Genomic DNA, 23129 nt, shown 5'->3' with positions numbered 1-23129 from the left:
GTATAAATAAATATTAAACCTAGAACGACCACAATAACATCACTTTCCTTTTCCCGACACAAAACGGCGCAACCAAACATAAAGTGCACCTTCTCCGCCATGTTGACGCCCTGCTTGCTCAAACGCGTGGACATAATATCGAAAAGCTGGTGTTGATAACCAATACGGAACAAATCTATACAAAGTTCCATCGCTCCCAACGGATCGTCCTTTTCCTGTAATCACAAGGACATAACGTAATCCTCTCTGCTGAGAGGATTGTAGAAATTTTTTTAAGAAAAAATAAGCTTCTTCCTGCATATAACCGTGGAGATCAAGGCGCGCCTCAAGAGGATAACGACCTTGGGAAATTTTACGATGTGCAACATGATCAAAGAAATGAATCTTTTGTGCTTGTGTAACTGCCCTCTTTTCGCTTTTAATAATTGTCGAGGGTTGTTGATTTTCCTGAGACAATGAGGAGATTTGAGTTACAAGCTGTTTTTTATCATTAATATTTGCAATCGTTTCTGAAGTAGAAGAGAGCATCTTACCGTGAAGCGGTGTTATCGTACGACAAACCGTCTCCCATAAAAGGCGATCTTGTGAAGCCAATAAATCTCTTTTTTGTCTCCATTTACTTGAGGACATTTTAATTTCTCATAAATCATTGAATGCTTATGGAAGAAAAACAAAAAGTATTTTAATTTTCATTTTCTGTAGCAAAAAGCTTCCAGTTTGGATCTGATGATAAACTATTGCGAACAAAAGTCCAAATATCTCTGATTTCTACAATAGCATCAGGATCACCGTCTATACGCTCGCCCTGTTCATTATAAGTAACAGAAATCATCTCACTGACAATACGTATCGTTAGAAGTTCATCCTTTTCTTGTATTGCCGCCGCAACAAATTCGATCTTATTAATTCCAACAAAAGTGAACTCTATTCTCTCTTTATTTTTTTCTCGTTGCTCAATAGCCGTACAAAAGCTCTCAAAAACATCCTGACAAAGCAAGCTTCTAAGTTGATTGCGATCACCTTTGGCAAAAGCTGTTACAATCGTTTCATAAGCAATTTGTGCACCTTTTATAAAAAATTGAGGAGAAAATTGAGGATCAATTTTATGCAATTCCCGCAAATTTTTATTCAAAATACTCCCCTCCGGTGCAATTTTATCAATTTCACTAAAGTCGTCTTTTTGTGAATTTTTCTGATGAGGGAACGAAACAATATTATCAGTCGTTTCTGCTTCAACCTGTTTTTTAGAACGACGTGAATAAGGATCAAAGGGGGGCTTTTCAAACCCAATTCGTTTCCCTAATACATTACGGAGCTGCACAAAAATAACAACCATAACAACAAGAGCTATGACAAGTATAACGTCAAATTCCATGGGCGCTGTCAATCTCCAAAGCTTAAATCTCTAATAAACATTGCAGTCAATACCATTTATCAATAAATATGTAAAATAAGGAATCCTACCATTCAAATATTTTTATAGATTTTATATTAAATGGAGTGCTCTTAAGAATTTCTCCCCTTACTCATCCAGAAGGAAATTTGCATGTGATAAAATTTTATTCTATAAATCCTCGTTTTTTTGTTGTTATCTTTCTTTGCAGTCTTTTAATCGAGATCGCTGGTTTTATCTTTGTTGGTCAAGAAATTGGTATTTTAGCAACTTTGAGTTTGGTTATTCTCACAGCCATAGTTGGGGTTGTTTTATTGCGAGTTCAAGGGTTTAGCCTTTTAAAAAACATACAAACTGAACTTATCCAAGGACGCACATTAGAGAATAATATTATTAATGATGTTTTCATCATGTTTAGTGCAATTTTACTTATTCTTCCTGGCTTTGTAAGTGATCTCTTGGGAATATTACTTCTTATTAAACCAATTCGCTCTGTTGTTTGGCATTTTTTTACATCATTACAAAACAAAATGAATCTCAATACTAAAAGAAAAAATGACGCTGAAAAAATAATTGATCTTAACGCAGAAGATTACACAATTTATGATACGACAGAATCTCCATGGCGCAAAAATGATGATAACCATTGAAATGCCTAAAAAATCTGTAACAAACTAAAAAAATATTCAAGATAAAGAGCGCATTTCTTGCAACCTTTTGCAAGGCGTGATAACCAGTTTGGTCTTTAGATCTAAAATAAATATACATATTATAATGAGAGAGGTTCGTCGTATGGCCGAAGATGAAATGAATAACAGTGGTGGAGAGCCGGTTTTTGCTGTATTAACTCAATATTTAAAAGATTTATCATTCGAAAACCCAGGTGCTCCTCGTTCATTGCGTACACGTGAAAAATCACCACAAATTGATATCAATATTAACGTCAATGCTAACCCAATTGGTGATGACAATTATGATGTCGTTTTGTCTCTCTCCGTCAAAGCCAATGATGAAACTGAAACCTTATTTCATGTAGAACTGATTTACGGTGGTGTTTTCCACCTTAAAAACATTCCACAAGAACATGTTATGCCATTGGTCTTTATTGAATGTCCCCGTCTTTTATTCCCATTTGCTCGCCAAATTATATCTAATGCTACTCAAAATGGTGGTTTTCCACCTTTATGGATTGATCCTATTGATTTTGCAGCCCTCTTCCAAAAGCGTCTCGCTGAAGAACAAAACGACAATCAAATACAACCCTCTTAAAAAATTTATTCTTTTGCTATCATAAAGCCCCTTAATATATTATTGGTATATTAGGGGCTTTTTTTCTTTAGACGACTTTTGCGGCATGATAAGCCGCAAGCATTGCGATATTGACAACATCTGTATCGCTTCCACTAAACGGTACAATTTGGACAGATTTTTCCAATCCAATTAAAATAGGACCAATGATGGTTGCTCCACCAAGTTCTTGTAACATTTTGCTTGCAATGGAAGACGCGTGATATCCAGGCATAACCAAAATATTAGCGGGCTCTGTTAATCCCATAAATGGATATTGCTGCATCAATTTGGAATTGAGTGCCACATCAGCGCTCATTTCTCCATCAAACTCAAAATCAACCTTGCGTTCATGCAAAATATTAATCGCATCCTGAATTTTCTGTATGATCTGCCCTTTCATATAACCAAACGTAGAAAATGCTAGAAATGCTACCCGTGGTTGATATCCAAATCCACGTACAAACGAAGCGGTTTGTTCCGCTATATCCGCAAGTTCTTCAGCATTAGGATTTTCATAAACGGCTGTATCCGCAATAAACACAGTTCGTCCACGGCAAATAGCCATTGAAATACCAATCAATCGTTCTTTTGGTTTTTCATCAATCGCACGACGTATATCGATCAGCGCTGTTTCATAATTGCGTGTCACCCCTGTAACCATTGCATCAGCATCTCCTAGTGCCACCATACACGCAGCAAAATAATTGCGATCATTATTGATACGACGATGACAATCACGCAACAGCCAGCCTTGACGCTGCATCTTTTTATAAAGATAATTCGCATAAGCATCTGTACGGCAAGAAAGCTTAGCATTCATAATAGAAATACCTTCACGCTCCAGATCAATTCCAGCGATAACAGCCGCTTCTCTTACTTGCTCTTCACGACCAACCAAAATCGCTTGTCCTAATTTTTGATGAACATAGGAAACGGCCGCCCGCATAACTTGCTCTTCTTCACCTTCTGCAAAGACAATTTGTTTTGGCGCTTGACGAACATGATTATAAATCCCACGCATCATCGAGGAAGTAGGATCACGTCTCGCATTCAAATCGCGCTCATAGGCCTCTAAATCATCTATGTTCTTTTGCGCAACACCACTTTCCATTGCTGCTTTTGCTACCGCTATTGAAACAACCGTTAATAAACGCGGATCAAAAGGAACAGGGATGATATAATTAGGACCAAATTTTAATCGCTTTCCACGATAAGCTTCTGCAACGCTGTCAGGCACTTCTTCGTGCGCTAAATTAGCAAGAGCCTTTGCCGCAGCAATCTTCATGTCTTCATTAATAACTCTTGCACGCACATCAAGTGCACCACGAAATATATAAGGAAAGCAGAGAACATTATTAATCTGATTTGGATAATCGGAACGCCCTGTTGCGACAATGGCATCATGACGCACTTGCATAACCTCTTCCGGCGTAATTTCTGGATCAGGATTAGCCATAGCAAAAATGATCGGCTGTGGTGCCATGGATCTTACCATTTCAGGAGTAAGAGCGCCTTTAGCAGAAACCCCAAAAAATATATCTGCTCCTTCCATTGCTTCCATAAGCGTACGTTTATCTGTTTGAATAGCATGCGCAGATTTCCACTGATTCATTCCCTCTTTGCGGCCTTCATAGACCACACCCTTTGTATCACATAATATGATATTTTCGGAACGAAAGCCCATCGCTTTAATCAGTTCAATACAAGCAATCCCTGCAGAACCAGCACCATTACAGACTAACCGCGTATTTTGCATATCGCGCCCTGTTAAAGTCAAAGCATTGAGAACACCAGCAGCAACAATAATTGCTGTACCATGTTGATCATCGTGAAAAACAGGTATATTCATCACCTCGCGTAGGCGGCTTTCAATCATAAAGCACTCTGGCGCCTTAATATCTTCGAGATTAATTCCACCAAAAGAAGGTTCTAAATGACGCACCAAATTGATAAAACTTTCTGTATCGTTTATATCAATTTCTAAATCAATGGAATCAATATCCGCAAAACGCTTAAACAGCACTGCTTTGCCTTCCATGACCGGCTTAGAGGCAAGGGCTCCTAAGTTACCTAACCCTAAGATAGCTGTGCCATTTGAAATAACAGCAACAAGATTGCCTTTTGCTGTATAATCATAAGCTAACGCTGGATTTTGAGCAATTGCCTTAACTGGAACTGCAACACCTGGTGAATAAGCAAGTGCTAAATCATGCTGTGTTGCCATAGACTTTGTTGCAACAATCTCAAGCTTTCCTGGTCGACCACGACTATGAAAATCTAGAGCTTCTCTTTCGCTCGCACTGTAAACAGTTTGAGACATTTTCTGATCCTGCTCGCTCTTTTTCATCTCACTTTATTTTCTCCAAAAACAGTGTAAATTTTGCTTGATAATGCGTATAGTCGTTAAATTTGATTCATATATTAGAAATCGCTATTCTTGCCTTAGCAAATCTGATGATGCGTTGCAATTTAGAGATAAATAGATATTAAAGTAAACAAAAAAGAGTAAAAACTTCACTTAAAGGAAACAGGCCTCGTACAAATGGATAAAAAAGACAACCATAAAAATAATTTAATTCCACAGCCTGCCTCCTCATCTGCTTCCTCTCAAGAACGTCTGACACCTATGATGGAGCAGTACATAGAAATCAAAGCCGTACATCATGATTCTCTTCTCTTTTACCGAATGGGGGACTTTTATGAATTATTTTTTAATGATGCGATTGAAGCTGCTCAGGCTTTAGGAATCACACTCACAGCACGCGGAAAACATTTAGGACAAGATATTCCTATGTGCGGTGTTCCCGTTCATGCTGCTGATGATTATTTACAAAAACTGATTGCTTGTGGTTACCGAGTTGCTGTTTGTGAGCAAATAGAAGATCCTGCTGAAGCAAAAAAACGTGGCTCAAAATCTGTTGTTCGGCGTGATGTTGTTCGCCTTGTAACACCTGGAACGATAACAGAAGAAAAACTCCTTGATCCAACACGCGCAAATTATTTGATGACACTTTCTCGTATAAAAACTAGCGATGGAGAGGAATTTGCTCTTTCTTGGATTGATATCTCAACAGGCATATTTCGTGTAACAGAAAGCCGCCAAGAAAAACTTTTAGCAGATATTATGCGTGTGGATCCACAAGAAATCATTGTTGCTGATTCATTCTTTCATGATAAATTTCACAAATCACTTTTTAATGTTCTTGATCGTATCATTTCACCTCAACCTGCTTGTCTCTTTGATGCACTAACCGCTGAACGCGATATTTGCAATTATTTTAAACTCTCAACTCTTGAAGGTGTTGCCGATTATTCACGTTCCGAACTCTCTGCAATTGTAGCTGCTATTCGTTATATCGAAAAAACACAAATAACGCATCGTCCTCCCCTCATGCAGCCTGAGCGCCAAAATGAAAGTGCGACTCTTTTTATTGATGCCGCAACCAGATTAAGCCTTGAACTTATTCGTACGACATCAGGTCAACGGGATGGAAGTTTATTAAAAGCTATTGATCGCACTGTAACAGGAGGAGGATCACGCCTTCTTATTGACCGCCTTATTGCTCCCCTCACCACTCCTTCAGCTATTGATACGCGTTTGGATTCTATCGATTTTTTTCTACGTAATCCTTCTCTTGCAGAAGCGATAAAGCTTATTTTAAAAGGGGGACCAGATATGCCCCGCGCCGTTTCACGTTTGGCTCTTGGACGAGGAGGTCCCCGTGATATGGCGACAATCCAGCGCGGCTTTGAAATCATTCGTGAATTGCATCAACTTCTTGATAATGAGCTTCTGCCTCAAGAAATAAGTGATGTACAACAGATGTTCTCAAACTTACCCACAGCGTTATATTTTCATTTAGAACAAGCATTAGCTGATGATCTCCCGCTCCTTAAACGTGATGGTGGTTTTATTCGTTCAAATTATCATAAAGAGCTCGATGAAATGCGTGCTTTACGTGATGAATCGCGCCGTGTTATTGCTGAACTTCAAGCGCAATATGCTCAAGAAACAGATATTAAGACGCTTAAAATAAAGCATAATAATATTCTAGGTTATTTCATTGAAGTAACCAGTACACAAGCATCTGCTCTTACAAATAATCCACAAGCTAAAGCACGTTTTATTCATCGGCAAACAATGGCAAATGCTATGCGTTTTACGACAACAGAGCTTGCTGACCTTGAAAGCCGTATTGCCCATGCCGCCAATCACGCATTAACACTTGAACTAGAGATTTTTGATATTCTCGTTCATGAAATTACCGAACAAGTTGATTTTATTCGTAAAGCCTCTGAAGCACTTGCTATTTTAGATGTCTCTGTCGCTTTAGCATATCTTGCTGAAGAACAAGGATATTGCCGCCCTAAAATTGATCTTTCACTTACCTTTCGTATCACAGCAGGACGCCATCCTGTCGTCGAGCAAGCACTTCGCAAACAAGCAGCAGAACCTTTTATTGCCAATGATTGTGATCTCTCTGTACAAGAAAATCAGCAATATGCAGCAATCTGGCTGTTGACAGGGCCTAATATGGGAGGAAAATCAACTTTTTTGCGGCAAAATGCTCTTATTGCTATTATGGCGCAAATGGGGTCCTTCGTTCCAGCAAGTTCAGCACATATTGGTGTCGTTGATCGCTTGTTTAGTCGTGTCGGGGCTTCCGATGACCTTGCACGGGGACGCTCAACCTTTATGATGGAAATGGTTGAAACAGCAACGATTCTCAATCATGCTAGCCACCATTCCCTTGTTATTCTTGATGAAATAGGGCGTGGGACATCAACCTTTGATGGACTTTCTATTGCTTGGGCTGCCGTTGAATATCTCCATGAAGTTAACCATTGTCGTGCTATTCTCGCTACCCATTTTCATGAAATGACTGCACTTACCGAAAAACTTGACAGACTGCATAATGTAACCATGAAAGTCAAAAATTGGGATGGTGATGTAGTTTTTCTTCATGAGGTCACACCAGGAGCTGCTGACCGTTCCTATGGTGTACAAGTCGCAAAGCTTGCTGGACTTCCCCCAGCAGTTATTACACGAGCAACAGATGTACTCCATCAATTAGAACAAGGTGAAATGGCTGGAAAAGGACATAAACTCATTGATGATTTACCGCTCTTTTCTCTTAAAGCAACATCTCCCGTCAATGAAGCAAGAAACAAACATTGTGTACTTCACGAAGCTTTAAAAAATATCCATCCCGATGAACTCTCTCCTAAACAAGCTTTAGAAGCAATTTACCACCTCAAACAGCTTGAAAAGAGCAACCCTTTATAGAAAACGGATGTTATTTTTTATTAAAAAGCTTTCTTAATAGGAGATAAAGTATCCCTTTTTGATATGCCACAGCATAAACTGTTGTTTACCGTATTCCCATCGCTTTTCTACACAATATATTTTGATAAGTGTAATGCATATAGAGGCAAAATCCTATGTATTATATTTCATATTTCCTTAGATCAATATTGGCCCGTATACAAAAAATTGGTCAATGTCGAATATTTTTACAAGATAGTCGTTTTTTGCAAAGATTGTCATGAAATCTCCTCCACCTTGCAAATACGCAATATTTAATGAATTATGCTTTTTCATAATCAATATTATTGTTATCATAGCAACAGTTTTAGTTTAAAGCTGTCGGTGTTGGGATGCCACTCCATTTTGCATAATAACTTCACAGATAATGGGTCTCGCATTTTCTTCACATTTTAAGTTATAAAGAGCTCTTTTACTGTTTTCATATGAACCATATAATCAAATATATCACAGCAGTATTTTATTTTCCTAAACATCCTTGAACTCCTTCCCGCATCTCAAAGGATAAGGATTTTCATTCGAATCAAGTCTGCAAACAGTCCAGATTCTAAGAGATTTACCTTGACTTCCTAGTCATGTGATTCACCTAAACTCAAAGCCTGATAAACAAATCTAAGAATATTCACCACACACTAAAAAAATACTTAAATATATTAAGAAGAATACCATATATCACAGCTCTAAATGACAGTGTTTTACAGTATTGCAAGATAATGCCACCACTACAATAAATATCTTTCATAAATATGAGTAACAAGAAATCGTAATTTCGTATAAAATTGGAATATGATATGAAAAGTAATCATACCATATCTATCTTTATCTGTCTTACCTAGCTGCTAAAATAAGCAATCCTCAGCAGCTTTTAGTTGTATTGATAGCTTTTTAATCATACTCATCATGACTCGAAATATTCTGTTAAGTTCATAAACTCATAAAATAATTAGCTTAGAATATCGTGCAAAAGATGCAAAAAATCAGAATACTATCTCTCTTTTATAAGACGCGTCATTCATCTCATCAAATATTACGTACTGCACCCTTTGCAGCAGATGTGGTCATCGCTGCATAGGCTTTGAGAGCCTTTGAAACTTTACGCTGACGCTTCTCAATCGGTTGCCAAGCACCTTTTCCTTTTGCTTCCATCTTAGCACGGCGCTGCTTCATCTCAATATCATCCACCAACATATGAATTCTACGATTTGGAATATCAATTTCTATGATATCCCCCTCCTCTACCAACGCAATTTCTCCTCCTTCAGCAGCTTCTGGTGAAATATGTCCTATCGAAAGCCCTGAACTTCCCCCTGAAAAACGCCCATCTGTAACAAGTGCACAAACCTTGCCCAATCCTTTAGATTTGAGATAACTTGTTGGATAAAGCATTTCTTGCATTCCAGGTCCACCACGTGGACCTTCATAACGGATTAAAACAATTTCACCTGTTTTAATCTTATCAGTTAATATAGCTGAAACAGCTGAATCTTGGCTTTCAAAAATTCTTGCCGGACCTTTAAAAGTTAAGATTGATTGATCAACGCCTGCTGTTTTTACAATGCAGCCATCTTTTGCAAGATTTCCATAAAGAACTGCCAATCCTCCATCTTGTGAATATGCATGTTCCCTATCGCGAATCACACCTTTTTCACGATCAAGATCAAGGGTCTCATAGCGACAAGATTGGCTAAAAGCTGTCTGTGTTGGAATACCACCAGGAGCAGCACGATAAAATGTACGAACTGTTGATTCATTAGTTTGTTTCACATCCCAACGGTAAAGAGCTTCTTTCATTGTTTTTGCGTGAACCGTATAAGTTGACGTATCAATGAGTCCTGCCGCATCCAGTTCACCTAAAAGCCCCATAATACCACCAGCGCGATGAACATCTTCCATATGTACATTCGCGACAGCAGGAGCAACCTTACATAAAACAGGAACACGACGTGAAAGATGATCAATATCCGTCATGGTAAAATCCACTTCACCTTCTTGCGCCGCGGCTAAAAGATGCAGTACTGTATTGGTTGATCCCCCCATAGCAATATCAACGGTCATTGCATTTTCAAAAGCCTTGCGTGAAGCAATAGAGCGCGGCAAGACTGTTTCATCATCTTTTTCATAATAACGTTTAACCAATGCAACAATCTGTTTTCCAGCTTCTTCAAAAAGCATCCGTCGATCTGCATGTGTTGCTAACATTGATCCATTTCCGGGAAGCGAAAGCCCCAATGCTTCCGTTAAGCAATTCATGGAGTTGGCTGTAAACATTCCTGAACAAGAACCACATGTAGGACAAGCAGCACGCTCCATTTCAGCAACTTCTTCTTCTGAATTCTGTTCTGAAGCTGCTGCGACCATGGCATCGACCAAATCAACCCTTAGATCTTGATCCTTCCATTTAATCTTACCTGCTTCCATAGGACCGCCGGAAACAAAGATTGTCGGAATATTCAACCGTAAAGCAGCCATTAACATACCAGGCGTAATTTTGTCACAATTAGAAATACAGACAAGTGCATCCGCACAATGTGCATTAACCATGTACTCTACAGAATCAGCAATGATTTCACGTGAGGGCAAAGAATAGAGCATTCCATCGTGCCCCATCGCAATTCCATCATCTACAGCAATGGTATTAAATTCTTTCGCAACACCACCGGCAACTGCTATCTGTTGTGCGACTAATTGCCCAAGATCTTTTAAATGGACATGCCCTGGTACAAATTGTGTAAAAGAATTCGCAATCGCAATAATGGGTTTACCAAAATCAGTATCTTTCATCCCTGTTGCACGCCAAAGTCCGCGGGCTCCTGCCATATTACGCCCGTGGGTCGATATTCTTGAACGGTAAGAAGGCATTATTTTTTTCCCCTCAAATAATTCCATTTTGCTTGTTGTGCTGTAACTTCATTATAAAAACAAGAGCTTTAATATTCAAAAGAGAAAAATACCTTGTACTGAGGCATTTGAAGCACAAAATTAAAAGCTCTGCATAAACTTTTTCATAAAGCCTTTGTTTTTCTTATTACCTGTTAATCAACATCTAATCCCTGTGCAATTCCACGTTTGAGACAAATATCAAAACGCTTCAGTGTGGCACGAACTGTTCCAGATTTTTGTATGCCAGATTTGGTAAGTATATTGCATCTATCTGTTTGCGTAATTTCTGGAACAAGAAGACAGCCTAATTTGGAAAGAATATAAAGGCATCATGGTAAAAATCTATCATCTCCTTACAATTCAGCTTTACACCTTTCAATGCACACTCGAACCTATTTCACGATAGCGCCTATGAATGGTATAAAAATCCCCGTGAATAATATAAATCTATAGAGAACATCTTCACACTTATGAAGAAACAAACTGACACCATCATACATTTTTCTCATCCCCAATATTGCGAACATCCTTGGTAATTAAGACAATTAACAAGAGATATTTTTATTCCTTCCTTCAAGCGTTTTTATCTAAATGGCTTTCCCTGCGTGTGACATACAAGCAAGTGACTTTAATTGTTTTAATACAAGAGGATCTAAAATGAGAGAACCTTATGATATTCGGGACTCTCATTCCAGTTGTAAAAAATTAATTATGAATATAAACCAATACTTATCTCATTATAACTCACATTACACCCTTTACGAAAAAACAGATAGAATTTACAAAGAGTACAGCGTTTTCTCGTAAGGTAATCTAGTGCAGAGTTACAATTTGTAGTTCATGCTCATTGGCTCCAGCAAGAGCGATAGAACGCTCATCGGATAAAATGATAGGATAACCTGTTTCACCAAAGAGAGCCCATATCGTAATTCCTGGGGTCATTGGTGGAAGATCTGGAAAATTTTTAGCCAGATCATCTGTACAAACTTTTTTTAAATAGGCAATCTGTCCCGCATCAGAGTAGGATGTGTTCTGAAACGACAAGTTCTGTTTATGTTCTCCCATTTCACTGTTCCTTTACGCCTTAACTTTTATGACTCACCACTACTGACTTTAATTGGAATCTGTTTTATTTCTTTTTTTAACTTTGGTTGATACAGATTAATTGATAAAAGACCATTTTTCAACTCTGCATTTGTAACATGCATCCCTTCCGCGAGAACAAAGGTTCGCTGGAATTGTCGCGCAGCTATACCGCGATATAAATATTGATGATTTTGGTTATCTGTTTGTTTACCATGAATAACCAATTGATTATCATCGAGCAAAATATTAAGATGGTTAACCTTAAATCCAGCAACAGCCAAAGTTATCCGGATATGATTTGCATCATCATTTTTATGCAAACGTTCAATATTATAGGCTGGGTAAGCCTCATCAGCTTTACCGATACGTTGCAATATTTTTTCTACGGTTTCAAACCCTAAAAGAAAAGGATTGGAGAAAGGTGTCACATGTGTCATTCATGAGTATCCTCTTTAAAAAGGCTTTACTTGACCAAACTCTATAAAAGCGTTCGCTGCATTCCTCTCATATGGCGAGCGTGAATGATAACTTCAAGAGAGAAGATTTAAGAGAGTTCAATGCCTCAAAGTACCATAAAATTATCAAAAGTGCGAAATTTATCTGGTATATTATATAATGAAAGTGAAATTGAAGAAATATTTCACCGTTTTTCTGTGCAACGTCCAGCGCCTAAGAGTGATCTTATCTATACAAATATTTTTACGCTTTTGGTTGCCGTTGTGCTTTCGGCTCAAGCGACAGATGTAAGCGTTAATAAAGCGACAAAAGAATTATTTCGCCTTGCTGATCAACCGGAAAAAATGGTTGCATTAGGAGAAGAAGAAATAGCACATCATATCCGTTCAATTGGTCTTTGGCGAGCAAAAGCACGCAATGTTTATGCACTTTGCAACTGTTTAATTGATTGTTATGGCGGTCAAGTACCTGATACGCGTGAAGCACTTATGTCCCTTCCTGGAGTGGGGCGCAAAACGGCTAATGTTGTTTTGAATGTTGCTTTTGGTCAGCCTACATTGGCAGTAGATACACATATTTTTCGCTTAAGCAATCGTCTTGGTTTAGCGCCTGGCAAAACACCGGAGATTGTTGAGAAAAAATTATTAAAGATTATACCAATCCATTATCTTCGTCATGCACATCATTGGCTGATTTTACATGGACGCTATGTTTGCCAAGCACGTAAAGCACAATGTAGGCAATGCATTATTGCTGATCTATGTAAAGCAGCTATCAAAACAAATGCTATTCCGGCACCTTTAGTTGAGCTTCAAGGCAATGGAGCTCCGATTTTTTTGTAATACGGTCTTGCTATTTTGTGTATACTAGCTTATGGAAACACTATTAGAACCGCCCGGCAGGGCATGCCGTGGCTGTTTAAATGCTTGTTCAAGCGTTGGTCCGCTTGAGTGAATAAAATGTTTGATTGAATAAATTAATGTACGGAGTAGCAAAATGCCCAAGATGAAGACCAAATCATCCGCTAAAAAGCGGTTTAAAATCACTGCGTCAGGCAAAATTAAAGTAGCAGCTGCCGGTAAGCGCCACGGTATGATTAAGCGTTCGAATAAATTTATTCGCGATGCACGTGGAACAATGGTTTTGTGTGAACAAGATGCTAAAAAAGTCGTTCAGCATTATTTGCCGAATGGTGTTTAAACCTTACGCTTTTGATTTTGAGGAGATTATAATATGGCACGTGTGAAAAGAGGTGTGACAGCACACGCTAAGCACAAAAAAGTTCTTAAACAGGCTGAAGGTTTTTACGGTCGTCGTAAAAATACCATTCGTGCAGCTAAAGCAGCAGTTGATCGTTCAAAGCAATACGCTTATCGTGATCGCAAAAATAGGAAACGTACTTTCCGTGCTTTGTGGATTCAGAGAATTAATGCGGCTGTTCGCGCAGAAGGTTTAACTTATGGACGTTTTATTGATGGTTTATCAAAAGCCGGTATTGAGGTTGATCGTAAGGTTCTTTCAGATATAGCGATCTATGAGGCAGAAGCATTTTCTGCTTTAATTGCCTCGGCAAAAAAGGCTTTGGAATATTTAAAAGATACGACACCTAATGCTTTCGAAGGCGCTGTCAAGTAAGCCAGTCGTGTTCTCTTAAAGCATTTATTTATTCGAGGTCCCGTGCTGGCTGTTGCGAGTGCGGGTTTTTTTATTAAAAAAATAGGCAAAAATATGAACGATATTGAGCGTCTGGAACAAGAAATTTGTTTAGCCTTAGAGGCAGCGGGTGATGAACAGGCACTTGAAGCAGTGCGTATTGCAGCATTGGGTAAAAAAGGTAGCATCTCTGAAAAATTAAAAGCATTAGGAAAAATGGATGCTAGCGAGCGCCATAAAGTTGGACCAGTTCTTAATGGATTAAAAAATCGTATTTTAGAATTATGGGCGCAAAAGCGTGATCTTCTGAAAAGACAGGCAATGGATGCCCGTCTTTCTCGTGAAACGGTTGATGTTACCTTGCCTGTTCGCTCTTCACCTATAGAACGGGGACGCATTCATCCTATTTCACAGGTGATTGAGGAAATTATTGTCATTTATACGAAGTTGGGTTTTTCTCTTGCAGAGGGACCTGATATTGAAACAGATTATTATAATTTTACGGCATTGAATTTTCCTGAAGGGCATCCAGCACGCGAAATGCATGATACCTTCTTTTTTGATGTCGATAAAATGGGAGAACGAAAATTATTGCGGACCCATACATCACCCGTACAAATTCGCACACTAGAAAAACAAAAAGCACCGATACGGATCATTATTCCTGGAAAAACTTACCGCATGGATTCGGATGCAACACATTCTCCCATGTTCCATCAGGTAGAAGGTCTTGTCATTGATAAAACCTCCACCATTGCTCATATGATGTGGTTACATGAAACCTTTTGTAAAGAATTTTTTGAAGTTCCCTCTGTAAAAATGCGTTTTCGTCCCTCTTTTTTCCCTTTTACCGAACCATCTATGGAAGTGGATATTCAATGTGATCGTTCTGGTTCAGAAGTAAAATTCGGAGAAGGACAGGATTGGTTGGAAATTTTAGGATGCGGAATGGTGCATCCTCATGTGTTGAAAAATGTTGGTTTAGATCCCGATGAATATCAAGGCTTTGCTTGGGGAATGGGCATTGATCGTATTGCCATGTTGAAATACGGTATGCCTGATTTACGGGCTTTTTTTGATGCCGATCTGCGTTGGTTAGACCATTATGGCTTTCATTGCTTTGATATGCCTGCTTTTTTTCCTAATAGAAATATGTGATCTTAGTCATCGCTTTCATGTGAGGTTTTAAAATGAAATTTACATTGTCGTGGTTAAAAGATCACTTAGAGACAAATGCATCTTTGGATGAAATTTGTGAGAAACTAACAGCTATAGGTCTTGAGGTTGATTACGTTGATGATCGGTCTTCTTTAAAAGGTTTTGTGATTGCAAAAGTTTTAACTGCAATAAAACATCCTGATGCAGATAAACTCCAGATTCTGTCCGTCGATACAGGGACTTCTACACCTGTTCAAGTTGTCTGTGGAGCACCAAATGCGCGTGCAGGTCTTGTTGGTGTTCTGGCACTACCAGGCACTTATATTTCAGGACTCGATGTGACATTATCTGTAGGAAAAATCCGCGGTGTTGAAAGTTTTGGGATGATGTGTTCGCAAGCGGAACTTGAATTATCAAATGAACATGACGGGATTATCGAACTTCCAAAAGATGCACCTATTGGAGATTCATTTGCAGCTTATGCTGGTTTAGATGATCCGATTATTGATATTGGTTTGACCCCCAATCGCTCTGATTGTACAGGTGTTCGTGGTATTGCCCGTGATCTTGCTGCCACCGGAATGGGAAAATTAAAAGAATTATCCTTGTCAAAATTTGAACCTTCCTTTGAAACACCTCTCGATATTTCATTAGATTTTTCACAAGATTCATCATTATGTTTAGGTTTTGCTTGGCGTGAAGTTCGCAATGTTCAAAATGGAGCATCGCCACAGTGGATGCAACAGCGTTTGAATGCAATTGGTTTGAGACCGATTAATGCGCTTGTTGATATGACCAATTACATCAGTTTTGACCTTGGTCGTCCACTCCATGTTTTTGATGCAGATAAAATTAAAGGTAATTTGTGTGTACGTTGTGCTCGTGAAGGAGAACAGCTTCAAGCACTGAACGGAAAAATCTATCATTTGGGCGCTAAGAATTGTGTCATTGCAGATGACGATGGGATTGTTTCGATTGCCGGTATCATGGGCGGTGAAAGAACGAGTTGTGATGAAACAACACATCGTGTTATTATTGAATCGGCGCTTTGGGATGCGAAAAACATTGCACAAACAGGAAGAGCATTAGGTCTTATCAGTGATGCGCGTTATCGATTTGAACGAGGTGTTGATCCGGCTTTTATGGAAACAGGGCTTGAGATTGCAACAGAATTGGTCTTAAGTCTTTGTGGTGGTGAAGTATCTAAGAAGAGGATCGCTGGCTATCAGCAACAAGAAATCAAACAGATCGTTTTTCCTTTTTCTGAAATTAAACGTTTAACCAATTTGGAAATAGAGCCTGAAAAAGTCATCTCTATTTTAACAAAACTTGGATTTTTCGTTGAAGGAAAAGGAGATGTCGTTACAGTAAAAGTACCATCATGGCGCCCTGATATTATGGGGAAAGCCGATTTGGTGGAAGAAGTCATGAGGATTTATGGGCTAGATAAAATTAAACCTATTCCTTTGGAAAACTTCGCAGAAGGAAAAGATCAAATTTTAACATGCGCACAAATTCGTTCACGTGCTACACGTTTGGCTTTAGTGCAACGTGGTATGAAAGAAGCGGTAACATGGTCTTTTATTTCTGAAAATCAAGCTCTTGCTTTTGGAGGAGGTCAAGAAGAGCTTAAATTGGTTAATCCTATTGCTGCTGATATGTCAATGATGCGTCCTTCCCTTTTACCTGGTTTGATTATGGCGGCACAGAGAAATGCTGATCGTGGTTTTTCCGATCTTGCTTTGTTTGAAGTTTCCAATATTTATGAAGGCGATACCCCTGATAAACAACACCGTGTTGTTAGTGGGATTCGTCGTGGAACAGAGCAATTTAAAGGGGCTGGTCGTTTTTGGAATGGAAATGCAACCGTCGTTGATGTTTTTGATGCCAAAGCAGATGCTTTAGCTATTTTAGAGGCATGCGATATGGATGTTGGAAAAGTGCAGATTGAAGTTGGAGCGCCCGATTGGTATCATCCTGGTCGTTCAGGTGTCATAAAACTTGGATCAAAGATTATTCTTGGTTTTTTTGGTGTTTTTCATCCTGCTACATTAGAAAAGTTAGATGTCAGTGGCCCTTTATGCGGCTTTGAAATTTTTCTAGACAGAATTCCAGAATCAAAGAAAAAAACGACCAAAAGCCGTCCTCCTTTGAAACTCTCACCTTTTCAAATGGTGCGGCGTGATTTTGCCTTTATAGCGGATAAAACTGTTGCCTCTTCTCTTATTATTCGTGCGGCAAGTGGAGCCGATAAAAAACTTATTCATTCAGTGCAGATTTTTGATATTTTTGAAGATTTAAGCTTTGGCGAAGATAAAAAATCTGTTGCGATTGAAGTAACTATTCAGCCCATAGAACGGACTCTAACAGATGAAGATTTAGAAAAGCTTGCCTTAAAGATCGTGGATAATGTTACCAAAATGACAGGTGCATATTTGCGCTACTGAGTATTTTCATTTTTTATGAGATATTTTACATGAAGTGGGAGCATTTTTGAGTGCTCCCTTTTTATTTGGCATTCAAGAGCGATAGAGCTTCTTGAAAGCGGTGCTCCTTACCAAAACAAGCTGCTTAAATCATCAATTTTTTCAATATGAAAAAAACTATTTCTAAACATCTTGAAAAGTTATTTTTTCTCTTAATCCTTCATTGCAAATGTAAAAGATAACTGCTATTGCTAAATGATAATGCAAATTATTTGCAATAAAAAGAAAGCATATAGAGGAAAGAGAGAATCAATGAACGTAAGAACGTTTTTCAGCATAGTTTTTGGAAGTGTTATTTTTTTTACACCCAATTTTGCTTTGTGTGCTGGTAAATTTAAAGCTGTTACGACATTCACTATCATTGCTGATATGGCACGCAATGTAGCAGGTGATGCCGCTGAGGTTGAATCCATTACAAAACCAGGTGCGGAAATTCATGAATATCAACCCACCCCACGCGATCTTATGCGTGCCCAGGGAGCTAACCTTGTATTGTGGAATGGATTAGAGTTAGAGCTTTGGTTTGAAAAGTTTTTTCAAAACATCAAGGATGTTCCAAGTGTTGTTGTTTCAAAAGGTGTTGTACCCATTAAAATTGGTGATGGCCCCTTTAGCGGCAAACCCAATCCTCATGCGTGGATGTCACCGACCTCTGCTTTGATTTACGTTGATAATATTCGCGATGCTTTTGTAAAATATGATCCTGAACATGCTGAAATTTATAAAGAGAATGCTGAAATTTATAAACAGAAAATTCGTGCAACAATTGATCCAATTAGGGCTGAATTAGAAGCCGTACCACAAGATAAACGTTGGCTTGTGACCAGTGAGGGGGCTTTTAGCTATTTGGCGCGTGATTTTGATCTAAAAGAACTTTATTTATGGCCCATCAATGCTGACCAGCAAGGAACACCACAGCAAGTCAAGCATGTTATTGATATGGTTCGCAAATACAATATTCATGCAGTTTTTTCTGAAAGCACTATTTCCCCTGCACCTGCTAAGCAGGTTGCCAGAGAAACAGGGGCTAAATACGGTGGTGTTCTTTATGTTGATTCTTTAAGTGAGAAAAATGGTGAGGTACCCACTTATATTGATTTATTACGTGTCACGAGTGGGCGTATTAGCAATGCTTTATTAGAGGGAGTAAAAAGCCAATGATGGAATCTGGAATATTTGCCCAAGGAGTAACGGTAACTTATCGTAATGGACATACAGCTTTACGCGAAGTAAATTTTGAAAGTCCAAAGGGTTCTATTACGGCATTAGTTGGTGTTAATGGATCCGGTAAGTCAACGTTATTTAAAGCGATTATGGGGTTTGTACGCCCCTCAAAGGGAAAAATTCGCATGTTTGATTTGCCCGTTGATATAGCTTTGAAAAAAAACCTTATTGCTTATGTTCCTCAAAGTGAAGATGTTGATTGGAATTTTCCCGTCTTGGTCGAAGATGTTGTATTGATGGGGCGGTACGGTCATATGAATTTCTTTCGCTATGCCCGTACACAAGATTATGAAGCCGTTCGTATTGCCTTAGAACGCGTTGATATGTTGGCTTTTGCCAAGCGCCAGATTGGAGAACTTTCTGGTGGACAGAAAAAGCGTGTTTTCCTAGCACGCGCTCTTGCACAGAAAGCAAAAGCTATTTTATTAGATGAGCCATTTACAGGGGTTGACGTTACAACAGAAGATAAAATCATTGCTTTGTTACAAGATCTTCGTAAAGAAGGAGCAGTGATCTTGGTTTCAACTCACAATTTGGGTTCTGTTCGCGAATTTTGTGATCATACAGTTTTAATAAAAGGAACCGTTTTAGCTTCTGGGTTAACAGAAAAAATCTTTACAAAGGAAAATCTGGAGAAAACTTTTGGAGGGTCTTTGCACCACCATATTTTTGATCTTCAAAGCACAAAAAAAAATGATGTTTTCATGGGAAGAAAGCAGGCTGCAGTTTGTGAAGATATTGAAAGAGTGGAGAACGTTGCATGATTTCTTGGTTGCTTGAGCCACTAAGCTATCAATATATGGTGAATGCAATGTGGGTTTCTGGGTTGGTTGGGTGTGTTTGTGCCTTTCTTTCAGCTTTTTTGATGTTAAAAGGTTGGTCATTAATTGGTGATGCTCTTTCCCATTCGATTGTTCCTGGTGTAGCAGGAGCTTACCTTTTAGGGTTACCTTTTTCACTCGGTGCTTTTTTTTCTGGTGGTCTTGCAGCAGCAGCAATGCTCTTTTTTAACCACCGGACAAAGCTGAAAGAAGATACCATTATTGGACTCATTTTTTCTTCCTTTTTTGCCTTTGGGTTGTTTCTCAAATCATTAAAACCAATGGCTGTTAATATTGATACGATTGTTTTGGGAAATATTTTAGCCGTCAGTTCATCAGATATTCTACAATTGGCTTTTATCGGCTTTTTTTCGTTGCTTATATTGCTTTTGAAATGGAAAGATCTTCTTGTTTCGTTATTTGATGAAACGCATGCGCATGCCATTGGATTAAATGTAAAGTTTTTAAAGATTCTCTTTTTCACATTACTTGCTGCTTGTACTGTTGCTGCTATGCAAACCGTTGGAGCGTTCTTGGTTATTTGTCTTGTTGTGACACCTGGGGCAACAGCCTATCTTTTAAGTGATCGTTTCGTGAATATCTTGGTTATTGCAGTTATAATTGGAACATTTACGAGTGTTTTGGGTGTTTATGTGAGTTATTTTTTAAATGCACAAACGGGGGGGGTTGTTGTGCTTTTTCAAGCATCTTTATTTGTTTTGGCTTTTATTTTTGCTCCTAAACATGGGTATATTGCTGCGCGCTTACGCATAAATGCGGCAAAAAAGGGTGTAATATTATCATGATTGATCAATTACTGCTTCCGTTTCAGTTTTCTTTTATGCTTAAGGGTATGCTTATTGTCATGATTCTTTCTATTCCCATGGCGATGCTTTCCTGTTTTCTTATTTTGAAAGGATGGGCGCTGTTAGGCGATGCCATTTCTCATGCAGTTTTTCCAGGTGTTGTTGTTGGCTATATGACAACACCATGGGTAATCGCATTTTTAACTTCTTTGCCATTTGCTTGGTTTCAGCATATGCGTCCAGAGAACATTACAATGACTCTGATTACTTGCGGTGCTTTTGTTGCAGGAATGGTGTGTGCACTATTAACGGGTTTTTTAGGGAGCAATAGCCGTATCAAACAGGACACGGTAATGGGTGTGGTATTTTCTTCGATGTTTGGTTTGGGGCTTGTTTTAGCCACGTCTATTTATAGTAGCTTAGATTTGAATCATATTCTATTTGGTAATCTTTTGGGTGTTAACTGGCTTGATATAACACAAACGGCGATTATTTCTGCTGTTGTCACTTTCATTTTAGCAGCAAAATGGCGCGACTTTATGCTGTATATTTTTGATACAGTTCAAGGACATGCAATGGGGTTACCAATATCTCTACTCCACTATACCCTTCTAACGATGATTTCTCTTACAATTGTTGCGGCTCTGAAAGCTGTAGGTATCGTGCTCGTTATTTCTTTACTGATAGCACCAGGAGCAATTGCTTATCTTGTTACAAAGCGGTTTTCTTTTATGTTAATGATCGCGATACTTGTTGCAGCTTTTTCTGGTTTTTTAGGGATTTATCTCAGCTTATTTATCGGCTCTGATTCTGCTTCCACAATTGTGTTGATCTTGACGTTGATTTTTATGGCTATTTTCATGATGATTTTCTTTCGTCAAAACACAGTTCAAGAAACTTGAAAGTGTTAAATTTCATGCATATCAGCCATGCATTTTTATATATTGTTTCTCATTTTTATTTTAATTAGAGTTCGGGGTGCTAGGTTATTTTTCCTCCTAATGTCTAGCAGGTGAATGCAGTGCATTTTCTCCCCCCCCAACGCTGCATTCTTAATTAAGAGGCTGCATTGATTTATTCTGCAGCCTTTTTATTTTTTTGATTTTCTAAAATCTCTTCTCTTTTCTTGAAATCATTTAAAATGATTATCATATTGCGTAAGCTATTCGGTATTTTCAAGGAACTTATAACAGCAAAGACGCTTACGCATAAAAGGGTAGAACGTAATTGTGCACTCGGACATGTAAACAGAAAAAAACAGATACAATGTTTTTGTAGAAGGTTTTGCGTAGAGGAAAATAGTACGAGAAAATGAAAAACGATTTGAAGATATCGCATCTTTTGCGTATCTGCTATTATATAGCAGGTTGGATAATGGTTATATTAGGTATTATCGGTGTAGTATTACCTATTATGCCAACTGTGCCTTTTTTATTGGTTGCCTCATGGTGTTTTACCCGTTCTTCTCCACGTTTTCATCAATGGTTGAATAATCATCGTATTTTTGGTCCCCCTCTTAAGCGATGGGAAGAAAAAAAAGCAATCTCTCCATTCGTTAAAGTTTTTGCAATGATGAGTATGACAGGAGGATTTTTATCCTTTTTCGTAATGGTACACCCTCCTTTATGGATTTCCTTACTTGCTGCGGTTATATTATTGCTAATTGGCATTTATATTGTAACACGTCCATCTTCATAAGGATAGAAAAGGCTTTATGAGATATTCTTTTTAGCTTCGACTTATTTGTAAAAACTATGAGGACTTTTAAGTTTTGAATATAAGCTCTCCATATCCAAAATGCATATGAAGTAGTAAGCTTTTTGAAAGCAATTAATTAATAATATGTTTGTGAAATGATTTTTATGAACAAAGAAGACTGTTTACGCACACTCAAAATGTTCTCACTTGGATAAACCACATTCATGGAAGAGAGTCATTATTTTTATAAGACATGTTTGTATGAATCTCTATATATACGTCATTGAAAAGTCATTGATATGATAGCCTTTTCTTTCTAAAAAGACGTTTCGTTTGTTTTCATATCTCTTAATGAGGATATAATACAAAGCTTACTAAACATCATCATTTTATACTTATACAGTTAAGAAACCGGTCTATTATATTAATCTTTAATGTTACATCTGTTCTTAGCTTAAGGATAATTCTTAAAAAACAACAGAATTTTTCAGATGGTTTTATGCATACACGCATTCTTATTATAATATGCGAATAAATAAATTCTCTATCTTTGTGTAAGCTTATTCGAAATAAAAATATTATTGCATTCTCTGTTTGTTAATGAGGTCATGCCCCCCATGTAAAACAAAAGGTCTCCCAAATCATGTTATTTACACATTTATTTTTATGAAACATTTCTCAACGCTTTACGCATTTCATGATAGCAGACCATACATTGGATAAAGTAAAATCTCCTGTAAAGTTTATAAAATCTATTTGGGCACTATCATCCTTGCCTTGCAAAATGCACACTGATAGTCACCATGCTATTTGTCATCCTCCAATGTTGCCTTAGCAATTCCTAATGTTACA

19 protein-coding genes are annotated in these 23129 nt (G+C 38.2%); 13 read left to right on the top strand and 6 right to left on the bottom strand.

Annotated elements, in window-relative coordinates; translation table 11 throughout:
• Positions 1-39: 39 nt before the first annotated feature.
• Complete coding sequence (locus ACFIKE_RS04080; RefSeq protein ID WP_375648461.1) at positions 40-630, bottom strand: Smr/MutS family protein; 591 nt, start codon at positions 628-630, stop codon at positions 40-42.
• A gap of 52 nt (positions 631-682) precedes the next feature.
• Entirely contained in the window at positions 683-1375 is a 693-nt protein-coding gene (locus tag ACFIKE_RS04075; protein WP_375648460.1) for a Tim44/TimA family putative adaptor protein, read from the bottom strand.
• Between the two features lie 173 nt (positions 1376-1548).
• Between ACFIKE_RS04075 and ACFIKE_RS04070 the strand changes: the two genes are divergently transcribed.
• Both ACFIKE_RS04070 and secB read left to right on the top strand, forming a co-directional pair.
• Positions 1549-2043 (top strand): FxsA family protein, encoded by a 495-nt coding sequence (locus ACFIKE_RS04070; RefSeq protein WP_375625439.1) that lies wholly within the window; start codon positions 1549-1551, stop codon positions 2041-2043.
• A 142-nt stretch (positions 2044-2185) separates the two neighbouring features.
• On the top strand, positions 2186-2662 hold the full coding sequence (secB, locus tag ACFIKE_RS04065; RefSeq protein ID WP_375625440.1) for a protein-export chaperone SecB: 477 nt from the start codon (positions 2186-2188) through the stop codon (positions 2660-2662).
• 67 nt (positions 2663-2729) lie between these two features.
• On the opposite strand, the gene ACFIKE_RS04060 is transcribed toward secB, so the two are convergent.
• Positions 2730-5030 carry an NADP-dependent malic enzyme gene (locus ACFIKE_RS04060; protein WP_375648459.1) on the bottom strand — a complete coding sequence of 767 codons (2301 nt, stop codon included), beginning with the start codon at positions 5028-5030 and terminating at the stop codon, positions 2730-2732.
• Between the two features lie 195 nt (positions 5031-5225).
• On the opposite strand from ACFIKE_RS04060, the gene mutS reads away from it, so the two are divergent.
• On the top strand, positions 5226-7970 hold the full coding sequence (mutS, locus tag ACFIKE_RS04055) for a DNA mismatch repair protein MutS (RefSeq protein ID WP_375648458.1): 2745 nt from the start codon (positions 5226-5228) through the stop codon (positions 7968-7970).
• A 1059-nt stretch (positions 7971-9029) separates the two neighbouring features.
• Here the strand turns inward: mutS and ilvD are convergent.
• The 3 genes from ilvD to ACFIKE_RS04040 all read right to left on the bottom strand — a co-directional run bounded on the left by ilvD (position 9030) and on the right by ACFIKE_RS04040 (position 12412).
• Positions 9030-10868, bottom strand: coding sequence for a dihydroxy-acid dehydratase (ilvD, locus tag ACFIKE_RS04050; protein WP_375648457.1), 1839 nt, complete (start codon positions 10866-10868; stop codon positions 9030-9032).
• Between the two features lie 834 nt (positions 10869-11702).
• Positions 11703-11954, bottom strand: a complete 252-nt coding sequence (locus ACFIKE_RS04045; protein WP_012754519.1) for a DUF1150 domain-containing protein — start codon at positions 11952-11954, stop codon at positions 11703-11705.
• Positions 11955-11980: 26 nt separating this feature from the next.
• Positions 11981-12412 (bottom strand): Hsp20 family protein, encoded by a 432-nt coding sequence (locus tag ACFIKE_RS04040; RefSeq protein WP_375625445.1) that lies wholly within the window; start codon positions 12410-12412, stop codon positions 11981-11983.
• Between the two features lie 120 nt (positions 12413-12532).
• Between ACFIKE_RS04040 and nth the strand changes: the two genes are divergently transcribed.
• The 10 genes from nth (at position 12533) to ACFIKE_RS03990 (ending at position 22277) form a co-directional block, all read left to right on the top strand.
• Entirely contained in the window at positions 12533-13273 is a 741-nt protein-coding gene (gene nth / locus ACFIKE_RS04035) for an endonuclease III (RefSeq protein ID WP_375626231.1), read from the top strand.
• A 154-nt stretch (positions 13274-13427) separates the two neighbouring features.
• Positions 13428-13631 (top strand): 50S ribosomal protein L35, encoded by a 204-nt coding sequence (gene rpmI, locus ACFIKE_RS04030; RefSeq protein WP_012754516.1) that lies wholly within the window; start codon positions 13428-13430, stop codon positions 13629-13631.
• A gap of 33 nt (positions 13632-13664) precedes the next feature.
• Positions 13665-14066, top strand: a complete 402-nt coding sequence (gene rplT, locus ACFIKE_RS04025) for a 50S ribosomal protein L20 (RefSeq protein WP_375626228.1) — start codon at positions 13665-13667, stop codon at positions 14064-14066.
• Between the two features lie 93 nt (positions 14067-14159).
• A complete protein-coding gene (gene pheS / locus ACFIKE_RS04020) occupies positions 14160-15242 on the top strand; it encodes a phenylalanine--tRNA ligase subunit alpha (RefSeq protein WP_375648456.1) in 1083 nt (360 codons plus the stop codon).
• A 32-nt stretch (positions 15243-15274) separates the two neighbouring features.
• Complete coding sequence (gene pheT / locus ACFIKE_RS04015) at positions 15275-17689, top strand: phenylalanine--tRNA ligase subunit beta (protein WP_375648455.1); 2415 nt, start codon at positions 15275-15277, stop codon at positions 17687-17689.
• Between the two features lie 291 nt (positions 17690-17980).
• On the top strand, positions 17981-18889 hold the full coding sequence (locus ACFIKE_RS04010) for a metal ABC transporter substrate-binding protein (RefSeq protein ID WP_375648454.1): 909 nt from the start codon (positions 17981-17983) through the stop codon (positions 18887-18889).
• Complete coding sequence (locus ACFIKE_RS04005) at positions 18886-19716, top strand: manganese/iron ABC transporter ATP-binding protein (protein WP_375626222.1); 831 nt, start codon at positions 18886-18888, stop codon at positions 19714-19716. The genes ACFIKE_RS04010 and ACFIKE_RS04005 overlap by 4 nt, the downstream gene beginning before the upstream one ends.
• The gene (locus ACFIKE_RS04000; RefSeq protein ID WP_375625452.1) at positions 19713-20579 is read left to right on the top strand and encodes a metal ABC transporter permease; all 867 of its coding nucleotides are present in this window, start codon (positions 19713-19715) and stop codon (positions 20577-20579) included. The genes ACFIKE_RS04005 and ACFIKE_RS04000 overlap by 4 nt, the downstream gene beginning before the upstream one ends.
• The gene (locus ACFIKE_RS03995) at positions 20576-21481 is read left to right on the top strand and encodes a metal ABC transporter permease (protein ID WP_012754509.1); all 906 of its coding nucleotides are present in this window, start codon (positions 20576-20578) and stop codon (positions 21479-21481) included. The genes ACFIKE_RS04000 and ACFIKE_RS03995 overlap by 4 nt, the downstream gene beginning before the upstream one ends.
• A 409-nt stretch (positions 21482-21890) precedes the next feature.
• Positions 21891-22277 (top strand): YbaN family protein, encoded by a 387-nt coding sequence (locus tag ACFIKE_RS03990; protein ID WP_375625454.1) that lies wholly within the window; start codon positions 21891-21893, stop codon positions 22275-22277.
• The last annotated feature ends 852 nt before the right edge of the window (positions 22278-23129 follow it).

The organism is Bartonella sp. MU70NMGDW (genome assembly GCF_042194085.1).
Taxonomy (GTDB): domain Bacteria; phylum Pseudomonadota; class Alphaproteobacteria; order Rhizobiales; family Rhizobiaceae; genus Bartonella; species Bartonella grahamii.
The sequence above is the reverse complement of the archived record's forward strand: the minus strand, read 5'-3'. Positions and strand labels throughout refer to the sequence as shown.